The sequence below is a fragment of the Flammeovirga aprica JL-4 genome (assembly GCF_012844305.1).
Classification (GTDB): domain Bacteria; phylum Bacteroidota; class Bacteroidia; order Cytophagales; family Flammeovirgaceae; genus Flammeovirga; species Flammeovirga aprica.
On record NZ_JABANE010000105.1, the window covers coordinates 19,477 to 29,187 of the forward strand.

Consider the following 9,711-nt stretch of genomic DNA (forward strand, 5'->3'; position numbering starts at 1 on the left):
TATGTTTTCTTTTCATAACTATTACTTGAGAAAAGAGAAGCAATTGTATACATAGTAAGTTTTAGAAAATTTAGAGTATAAAGAAGACTAGGAGGTTTCTTATGGTTTGCAGTATTTAAAAAACACTAAATCTCAACATTAGCGCCTGATGACTTAGTCAGGAAACAAAAGACATTTTTAATCAACTTGTTTGATTTTTTATGGATTACTCAAAAAATTATTACACAGAATGCTCCGACAAATAATCAACAAAATAGTATGCATTGTTTAATTTTCGTCGGAGCATTTGACATAATTAAATTGAACCACTAATGCTATTTAACTGCATTAAATTTTAATGAGTCCAAAGACTCCAACAATATTTCTTTCTGACTTTCAGTTACGTATGATATAACTATATTAAAACTAAACCTTTCCCTGATTGTAGAATAGAACATTTGCTTGACTTCCGTACCCATTATATTCATATGAGCCTCCATTTTGTAAAATTCAACTCCACTAATTTTAATTCTTTCAAATTCATCAGACACATAATCATACTTAAACTGGCTTTGTTTCATTAATCTTTTTGATTGAAACAAAAAATCTCTACCTGATTTTATTTCAGGGTACCTAATTACATTTTCAGCTACAACAATAATATTCGGGTTATAATCAACTGTATAGCCTAGTTCATGCTGAAAAGCGCATAATAAATTTACAGTATTCACATTCGAAACTTTGATCACGGATTTAAGCTTTTGATTATCTCCAGCAATTAACTCTTTTCCTAAGTCTGCTATCTGATCTGTTCTTTCTCTTGATTGTACTACCCAATTTTCAGGTATTTCAATTTTACATTTGAAATAGTCATTTGTGTAAATATTTTCAGTAACACTACCATAATCGAAGTTCTCTGACTGTCCATATAATGAACAATTCGAGAATAAAATGACAAGTAAAATTGTACTAATCCAATTAAATTTTTTATCCATTTCTATTATATTAAGTGATTATCCTGCTTCATGACTTATTATTCTAATAAGGAAAGCAGAAATTTTTAAAAAGTGTAATTTTAATTTTGTATACCATTAGTTTATATCTAAATAGTCACCCCTTCATGCATTGAAAATGAAGATTCACTGATCACTTTACTTAATTGGTGTCTATCCATATTTTCTTCACTTATTCAATTCCGTAATGTTCACTAACTCTACTCAATTCATCATAATCATCAACTTTGACAGTAGTTCCGTCCAAATTAAGTCGTACAGCTTTAATGTAGTTTTTGCTCATTAAAGTACACCCATAAATGGTATGATCGATATTAATGATTTTATCATATTTAGGCTTGTGTATCCAGACACAGTTTTCATCAACTATTCCCCACCACATTCTTGTGTCTGAGCCTGAGCTTAATAAGTTAGCAGCATAAGAATTTACAATTAATGCTTTATCAGTTGATGATAGTTTATAAAAATAAGCTAACCCCTCCTTATATATTTCTACTCTTTCATTATGAAAATTACAGTAATAACCATCTCCTACAACTATAAGGTGATCATTTACCTTAAATGGTTCAAGTTGATCAAACTTTCTAGGAAGGGTAATCTTTTTTTCATTCTTGAGATCAAAAAGTGTATCACCTATTGAAGGACAAAAAAGATATTGGTTCAAATAAAAACCCATTCCTTTTAAATGTTTAGAAGTTACCTCAAAATTAAAAATATCACCTTCTAAATTCGATAAAGAAACTTGTTTGCCTTTTCTTAATAAAAGTAAGTTCTGATGTTCCACAATTTCATCGTATTCTAAAGGAACAAACCACTTTTTTATACCTTTATCATAAACACCAATTTTTCCTTTCTCATTCTTACAGATGAATTTTTGAAGTCCAATATCATCAATAACCGTATTTCCATCAAGTGCTACTTTTTCTTTGGTTCTGACATAAAGATAGTCTTTAGCAGCAAGCATTTTATCTATTACTTTATAGGTATAAATCCCTTTATTGAAGCTTTCCAGTTGAAGAGGTTTACCTGAAATACCTTTAAGTATTGGTGTTTCCGTTACTATAGTACGCTCTCCTGTTGCATTAAAAGCAATATTATGTTGTAATAGATAATCGTAAAGCGTGTCATGCTTTTTTCGATGTGCATACATAATTTCTTGATTTTCCTCTACCTGTTGATCAACAAACAAAGAAACTTGAGCGTATCCTTTTTTAGTAAGCCAAGCCTTTTTAATCTTAGCTTCATAACTGTTATTGACATCATAATAAATCTCCTCTTTATCCCATTGCCAACCATACGATTTAAGCGTAAATGAATTGTCTCCACACTCACTTATCATTTGCTTTTCGAAGGACTTTACAATGGTATTATTTCTATCGAGCAGTTTTACTGAATATCCTCTCTGAGCAAGAAAATACTTACCTGTTCTTTTTATTTTCGAATAAACAGGAGGAATAATATATTTTCCTTCCGTAGTGATCACTCCCTTTTTCTTTGAAGTATTTGATTTTACAACCGCTAATCCATCTTTAAAACGAGAAGCTTCAATAAATTGATGAGGAATGACTACATCGCCTTTTTTATCTAAATAACCCCAATAAGCAGGTTCATATTTTCCAATAGTACTAATAGGGTAAAGCATTTCAGTAGAATTTTCAGCTGTCGAAACCACCTCATCTTTTATAGGCTTAAAAAATCGCGGATATAGCTTCCCATTATCAAAGATTTGGAATTTATTTCCTTTATAAAGTCTAAATGTCCCCTCGTCTAACACCTCATATTTATCAAATTCAAAATTGGTTTGCCCAATCAAATCTTTATCGAACACAGACCATTTTCCATTTTCTTTAATAAAAATATAAGATAATTTGGAATCATTTTCATAAGCCTCATAAACAGCTTCAGTATAAGAATCATCAAAGATAAAACCATACTTAGCACCTTTTTTATACAATGTATAACTTTCAAAAAATTCAGTAGTCAAACCCACTTCTACTAACAAATTTCCATCAAGATCATATTGCTTAGTGGTCTCTCCGTTTACAATAAATGAATTTTCTCTTGCAATAATGGCTCCTTTTGAATTGTGTATATATTCGAAAGCATCCATATTAAAAAGCAAAATGCCCTCGTTTCTTTTTCTAACAGCAAGAAGCTTATTTGTAACTGAAGAAATTTCTAAAGTTGAACCATCAATCTTTCTTACATCTGCTTGTGGACGGATGGCATAGACTTGATCTTGTCCTCTTACATAGCCTATTTGGATCTCTCCTACACTGTTGTTAGAATCAATTTTATAAGGTTGATCCAAAAAATTAATAAACCTTCCATTTGCATCAAATATAAATTGCTCAAATAATACATAATAACCTCTCACCTTAGTTCGAGGGTACTCCATACTTTCCCCACCTATCGAATCTCTCCAGTTATTTAAATTTTCATTATATACTACCAGAGGAGATGTATTCGTCAATCTATTTGGAATAATATATAATTCTGTGTGCATTTCGGAATCCTCCCCTTTATAATTATATATATCTACAGTAGTGGTATAAACTATTGGTCTTAGAACAACTGATAACCAATCATCATTCTCATCAAGTCCTGCTATCCATGTTCCAGAACTATCGATTACACCTTCCCTTTCATTTGAAACAACAGAGGCATAACCTTTTGTGAATACTTGAGCATGATCAAAATGGAACGGGATTACAGTTTCACCTTTCAGATTCAAGTACCCCCATTTATGCCCTTTTCGAGCACTCACTTTTCCTTCAGAAGGAACATCAATATTATCATATTCAATGGGGATTGCTATTCTTCCCGCTTCATCAATCATTCCATATTTCAGTCCCCTTCTGACAATATGAAAACCATCTACATTTAAACCAATAAAATCGGCTTCAAAAACTCCTTTAAACTCTAATCTCTTTTTCTTACTTTTTAGAAGCTCTTTAGCAGACTTGCTTGAACTAAATTCAAGTGCGGTAGTCTCATTAAGACTGCTCAATGAATCATAAATATTTTTTATAGGGGAAATTACTCTTTTTAGTGCATTCTCAAATTCTTGCTCCGTATCGAAATCATCTGTACTTGCTGTATAATGAGCTGGATGATAGTTCCTCTTTTTATAATATTCATCCGTTTTTAATACAAATTCAGGTCTAGTACCTATGGGAATACTTTTAGCAATTTTACCTTTCTGAAATGCGACATTATTACTATTATAATGTTTGAAGTATTTAGCTCTCTTTAAAGGATCTTTAGGAAGGCTTGTTGTAAAAGAGAATAAAGCACAGAGTGCCAGAAAACATAAAACTTTAAATGTTTGATTCATGACAAAGCAATAGAAATGATGATTTTTTAATTGAAATTTATAAATACACTCCAAATCAGTAACTACTCTAAATAATACAATTGATTATTATGTGGTAAATAGTTTGCTTTCGTTTGTTAGATATTACCACATGTAGTCAATGGTGAGTTTACTAATTTGTACGAATTATTAGTTTGCTATATTTTATTTATGTTAGACATAATTTATTGGCAATATCATATATTTTTGACTTTGTACTTATAAAACTGTGGTTCTTTTTTTGAAAATTATAAATGAGGATTGCTAAAAGATTTGAAGTAAATAATTGTAACTTGAAATCGCTATTTCAATTCTAATAACAACCTGAACTGATGGAAATACTGAAAAATATACTGATTGATTTAATTCAAATCACAGAAGATGAGTGGGAGATTTTAAAAGAAAAGCTCATCTGTCAACACTATAAAGCAAAGTCTGTTGTGAGTAGTGAAGGTAAGATTGAAGATGCAGTATATTTTATTGATCAGGGTTTGATCCGCTCCTATTATCTTCAAGATGGAAAGGAAATCAATACTTATTTTGCTTGTGACGGTCAGTTTATTTCCAGCTATTCCAGCTTTATTTCTCAAACTCCTGCTCTAGAGAATTTGGAAGCCATAGAAGAGAGTACTGTCTATGCGATATCATTTGAAACCATGGCAGAACTCTATCAGAAAGCTTCTAAGTTTGAGAAACTAGGGCGTATTATGGCCGAGAAAAATTATCTCTGTGTGATTGAAAGGACTAGAAAGATGCAAATACTGACGGCTAAAGAAAAATACCTGGACTTTATTCAAACGTATGCCGACAAGATTGTACACAGAGTTCCTCAACATCAAATTGCGAGCTATCTTGGTATTGCTCCAGAATCACTGAGTAGAGTTCGGAAGCAAATCAGCATTTCTTAACAAATATCAATGCACTCCTTTTTTCAGCACTATAGCTTTGTAGTATTATTTAAAAACAAACGAAGTTATGATGAAAAAAGTAATTCTATTCTTCTTAAAAGCAAGCATTATTGCCCTAACTCTAAACCTAACGTTAGCATCTTGTTCTCTTAAACCTTTAGCCTGGACTCCTCCTGAGAAACCTGAACTCAAAGGAAGTACTGCAGAAAATGAATTGCTCGGTGCTACACAATGGATCGACCTTGAAGGATGGTACGGACCTGAGGATATTGCCGTAGACAAAGAGGGAAATTTATATTGTGGTGCCCATATTTCAGAAACTGATTTCTCGGATGGAAGAGTATTGAAAATTGATACTGCTGGTAATATTTCTGAATTCTGTAATACAGAAGAATGGGTAGCGGGGTTACACTTTGATGCTCAGCAAAACCTGATTGCATGTGTACCTAATAAAGGTTTGGTAAGCATTAATCAGAAAGGCGAAATGACGGTTCTTGCGAGTGAAGATGAGCATGGAAATCAATTCTTAATACCAAATGATGTAGACATTGCTAAAGATGGCATGATTTACTTTTCCAACACTTCTTCCAAAGTTCCTTTCTCCCGATTAAATGCCCGCAAGATCATCTTTGAAGTTCGACCTGACGGAGGTCTTTACTCTTATAATCCAAAAACGAAAGAAGTTAAAACGCTGATCGATGGCTCTTATTTTGGCAATGGAGTCGCCGTTTCACAAAACGATGATTTCGTGTTATTAGTAGAATTGACAAAATATAGAGTTTTACGTTATTGGCTGAAAGGTGAAAAAAAAGGCGAAACTGAAATCTTTATTGATAATCTTCCAGGTCTCCCCAACGGAGTCGCTACAAGAGAAGACGGAAGCTTTTGGCTTGGTTTCACCACTAGAAGAGACGACGTTTTGGATAAAGTCCAACCGAATACAGGTATGAAAAAAATCATCTTTTCTATCCCTCTTTGGTTGCAACCACAGCAAGAAGCTTTTGGTATGATCATGCATTTGAGTGAAAAAGGGGAAATACTGAAAACCTATTATGATACCTCTGGTGAGTTTGTTTCTGAAGCCAGTTCAGTGGAGGAACATAATGGTTTTTTATATCTTGGAGGTGATTTGACAGATCATATTGGCAGATATAAGCTGGAAGAGTAAATAAAAAACCACTCGACCAACTTAAAAGTGTTCGAGTGGTTTATTTTATATTCTTGTTTAATTCTTTGAATTATTCAATTAACACAGTTTTCTCTTTAGGGTATTTCACCGCATATTTAATGATAAGTTCTTTATTTTCATTAGGTTTCAAGTCTACTTTCCATTGTACTTTACCAGTCAGTTTATTTAAGTTACCATTGGAAATTTCTAACATTTCAACTTGAATTCCTTTTACGGTTGAAACAGGAATTTGGTCGTAGACCATCGTTGAAATCGGATAATTTTTATTATTTCTCAGTGAAAGTTTGAAAGCAATAAATTCTTTTCGATTACTTCCTATAAATTGATTTGCTGAGAACTCAGTTAGCTTTTCACGTTTTATACTGATGTTATTATCAATCCCAAAAGAAATATCTAAAGTATCTTTGAACTGTTCTGTATTAATATTGGATTTGCCCACATAAGAGTTTTCCAGATAAACGTTTACTTCCCCATCAATCAATTCTGCTTTATACCAATCACTTATTTTACCCACTAAATAAACATTTTCAGACAACTTTGGTATAGATTGATATTCAAATTCGGCATCAAGGTTAGATGCTCTATAACTCATTGTGGTTGTCTTATTATTTGAAAGAATGGTTTGTGAATTAACTACGGTGTATTCATTAGACGTAACCCTTTTATAAGTAATTCCTGCAGGTGCAGATGAGGGACCTTTTCCTGATTTTGTTTTAATAACTATTACTCCATTTGATGCCCTTGAACCATAGACTGCAGATGAAGCCGCGTCTTTTATCAAATCAATACTTTCTATTTCATCTGGATCAATAGATGGATTTTGAGTATAAGTAACTCCATCTACAACATATAGGGGTTCTGGAGCCCCAGAAGATGAACTTACTCCTCTAATTTGAATGGAAGACTTACCTACAGGTCTAGTGGAAACTCCGGCAACTTGCCCTTGCAAAGCATTTGATAAATCAGGATCTAGTGCTCTTGATAAGTCAGGATAATAAAACTGTAAATAGAAGGGTGATAATAAAGGTATAGAAGCTGAGATATTCGTTTTGGCTGTTGAAAGAACCAAGTCGACATCTTTCCAATCTACACCAGTATTTTGCCTTACATTACCTTTATAATTCACGCTAAGTGGCTTATCTACCCCTATAAATCGAATGTCATAAGAAGGATACCAAGCCGCATTATCCACCAAATAATTTAATGAGACTTTTGAAGTTACAGATTGTTTTCCTTCTACAGTGACGAGAATAGTTCCTGAAGGAAGATCAGATTTATTATTAAGAGAAGTCAATTGATTATCCAGCATCTTCATCTCTTTTTTATACTCCGCTATTGTTCTCTTACGTTTGAGTAAATCAAGATTTAATTTCTCGATATTATCGTTGTAGATAGAACTAAAAGTCTTGAAAGTTTCTGGTGAAATACTTTCAACTTGTCCCGTCACGTTTTTATTAGAATTTAAAAACTCAATTTTATCCTTGATAATTTTAACCCAAGTTTCTTCTTCTTCAATTTTGAATTTCAGCTCTTCAATCTGACTTTTAAATTCTGTAATTTCTTTTCTTCTATCCAATTGATTCAAAAAATCATTTTGATGCTGTACCGTCAAAATGGTGTATGAACCGTCTCCATCCACTCTTATACTTCCCTTTTTAATATAAGGAGATAACCCTGTGAATTTTAATATCATTTGTCCCTTCTGCAGGTCAACCGAAGCTTCTCTTTCAATTTGTGCTCCTTTCTTAAAAACAGTCACTTTATTGATTTCTGTTTTGTATTCTTTTTCCGTTTGCCCAAAAGCAAAGTTGTAAAAACAAATAGCCAATGCTATAAGAGTAAGTTGTTTGTTCATCGTTTACAATTATATTTAATTTTAAAAAGTAGTGTCACTTTGAATTATATTTCTAATCGATACCTAAGTCCTTTACAATATTACTATCCATACGAATCTCATTAATTTCAACTCCATAATACTCATTTAGTACACCACATATCACTCTTTCCACTTCGTATAAGCTTGCTATTTTTTCAATTGGCAAGAATTCTTTATAATGAATTGAAATGACCCAATCAACAAGATCTCTAATTGTACCCTTTGTAAGTGGCTCTTGTTCAACATACAAAGTAAAACCCAAAAATGTTTTTGTCTTTTCGATACTTGGATTGAGGTCAATTTTAGCCAGATTTGGAATACTATAACTTGATAGCTTTTGAAGTTGAGACCACTCCTTACCCAAGTGTTTATTAGGAAGTGCATCAATTATAATAGTATCAGGCCGTAGTATTTTTGTACTATCAATTTTTTCAAATGCCTCTATGATATCAGACAATACGGTTTCAAAAATATGATTTTGTGAATCACTCAGATTTGCCTTTTCATAAACTGATTGTGCAAATTCTCCTACAGTATATATTGTTTCAGCTTCTTTATCAGATATACGTATATCAAAAAGTTCCTCTACTGTCATTAATAGTTCTACTGTATCTAATCCCATACATACCACATGTTTATTTTAAAAAAAAGAATATCAAAAACCAAAAGTCTCCCTCGCAGAATATTGATTTAATCCTCAAAGATTTTAGTTTCAAACCCATCAATACTCTTTGAGTTTTTCTCTTTCCAATAATCCTTAATTTTATCTTCCCCTTGCTTCTTAGCCCAGTCATTTAAAATGGTTCTATCTTCTTTATAATCCATTAATGGAACCCCAAAACCACATGATGTTTGAACCAAATCGACATCCATTTCTATAATTTGTCTTGTGCCAATATTTTCAGGGAATAAATCAGCGTATTGATGGAATTGTTCGTCTCTTTGATGATAGATATTTGCAGTGCCATATAGTCTTAATATCAAAGGTTTTCCTTCAAAAGCACAAAACATAATCGTCATACGATTGTTGATTAACAAATGGGCTGCAGTTTCATTTCCACTTCCCGTCAGGTTTAACCATACTATTTTATTTTGGTCAATAACTCTGAAAGAATCCATCCCTTTTGGAGAGATATTCACTCTGCCTTCATCTGCAGCTGTTCCTACAAAAAACATTTTCTGACTTTCAATAAAAGTTTGAAGTTCAGGGGTGATAAAATCTAGTTTTTTTCCCATTTTTCAATTAAGTATTTAGTAACAATGTAATTGCTAAGATGAAAAGATTGATGCTTCAATGCATCAGTCATTTATTTAATGATTAGTATTGAGACATTTTAAAGTATAACTAAAAATGAGCTTTTGAAAATTGAAGAAACAACTGTTTACCAATG

The 9,711-nt window shown here is 32.3% G+C and carries 7 protein-coding genes; 2 read left to right on the top strand and 5 right to left on the bottom strand.

What is annotated here, in order from left to right; genetic code table 11:
- Positions 1 to 314 precede the first annotated feature (314 nt).
- Together HHU12_RS26765 and HHU12_RS26770 are read right to left on the bottom strand one after the other, a co-directional pair.
- Positions 315 to 974: a hypothetical protein gene (locus HHU12_RS26765; protein WP_169659814.1), complete on the bottom strand. Its 660-nt coding sequence runs from the start codon at positions 972 to 974 to the stop codon at positions 315 to 317.
- Between the two features lie 190 nt (positions 975 to 1,164).
- The gene (locus HHU12_RS26770) at positions 1,165 to 4,329 is read right to left on the bottom strand and encodes a WG repeat-containing protein (RefSeq protein ID WP_169659815.1); all 3,165 of its coding nucleotides are present in this window, start codon (positions 4,327 to 4,329) and stop codon (positions 1,165 to 1,167) included.
- Between the two features lie 350 nt (positions 4,330 to 4,679).
- Between HHU12_RS26770 and HHU12_RS26775 the strand changes: the two genes are divergently transcribed.
- Positions 4,680 to 5,255 carry a Crp/Fnr family transcriptional regulator gene (locus HHU12_RS26775; RefSeq protein ID WP_169659816.1) on the top strand — a complete coding sequence of 192 codons (576 nt, stop codon included), beginning with the start codon at positions 4,680 to 4,682 and terminating at the stop codon, positions 5,253 to 5,255.
- A gap of 67 nt (positions 5,256 to 5,322) precedes the next feature.
- On the top strand, positions 5,323 to 6,423 hold the full coding sequence (locus HHU12_RS26780) for an SMP-30/gluconolactonase/LRE family protein (protein ID WP_169659817.1): 1,101 nt from the start codon (positions 5,323 to 5,325) through the stop codon (positions 6,421 to 6,423).
- Positions 6,424 to 6,493: 70 nt separating this feature from the next.
- On the opposite strand, the gene HHU12_RS26785 is transcribed toward HHU12_RS26780, so the two are convergent.
- The 3 genes from HHU12_RS26785 to HHU12_RS26795 all read right to left on the bottom strand — a co-directional run bounded on the left by HHU12_RS26785 (position 6,494) and on the right by HHU12_RS26795 (position 9,556).
- Entirely contained in the window at positions 6,494 to 8,299 is a 1,806-nt protein-coding gene (locus tag HHU12_RS26785) for a mucoidy inhibitor MuiA family protein (RefSeq protein ID WP_169659818.1), read from the bottom strand.
- A gap of 52 nt (positions 8,300 to 8,351) precedes the next feature.
- Entirely contained in the window at positions 8,352 to 8,942 is a 591-nt protein-coding gene (locus tag HHU12_RS26790) for an acyl carrier protein (RefSeq protein WP_169659819.1), read from the bottom strand.
- A 68-nt stretch (positions 8,943 to 9,010) separates the two neighbouring features.
- Positions 9,011 to 9,556 carry a pyridoxamine 5'-phosphate oxidase family protein gene (locus tag HHU12_RS26795; RefSeq protein ID WP_169659820.1) on the bottom strand — a complete coding sequence of 182 codons (546 nt, stop codon included), beginning with the start codon at positions 9,554 to 9,556 and terminating at the stop codon, positions 9,011 to 9,013.
- Positions 9,557 to 9,711: the final 155 nt, after the last annotated feature.

Coding starts and splice junctions, on each gene's coding strand:
- HHU12_RS26790 (WP_169659819.1), bottom strand. CDS start 8,942: ATGGGATTAGATACAGTAGAACTATTAATGACAGTAGAGGAACTTTTT.
- HHU12_RS26785 (WP_169659818.1), bottom strand. CDS start 8,299: ATGAACAAACAACTTACTCTTATAGCATTGGCTATTTGTTTTTACAAC.
- HHU12_RS26765 (WP_169659814.1), bottom strand. CDS start 974: ATGGATAAAAAATTTAATTGGATTAGTACAATTTTACTTGTCATTTTA.
- HHU12_RS26775 (WP_169659816.1), top strand. CDS start 4,680: ATGGAAATACTGAAAAATATACTGATTGATTTAATTCAAATCACAGAA.
- HHU12_RS26795 (WP_169659820.1), bottom strand. CDS start 9,556: ATGGGAAAAAAACTAGATTTTATCACCCCTGAACTTCAAACTTTTATT.
- HHU12_RS26780 (WP_169659817.1), top strand. CDS start 5,323: ATGATGAAAAAAGTAATTCTATTCTTCTTAAAAGCAAGCATTATTGCC.
- HHU12_RS26770 (WP_169659815.1), bottom strand. CDS start 4,329: ATGAATCAAACATTTAAAGTTTTATGTTTTCTGGCACTCTGTGCTTTA.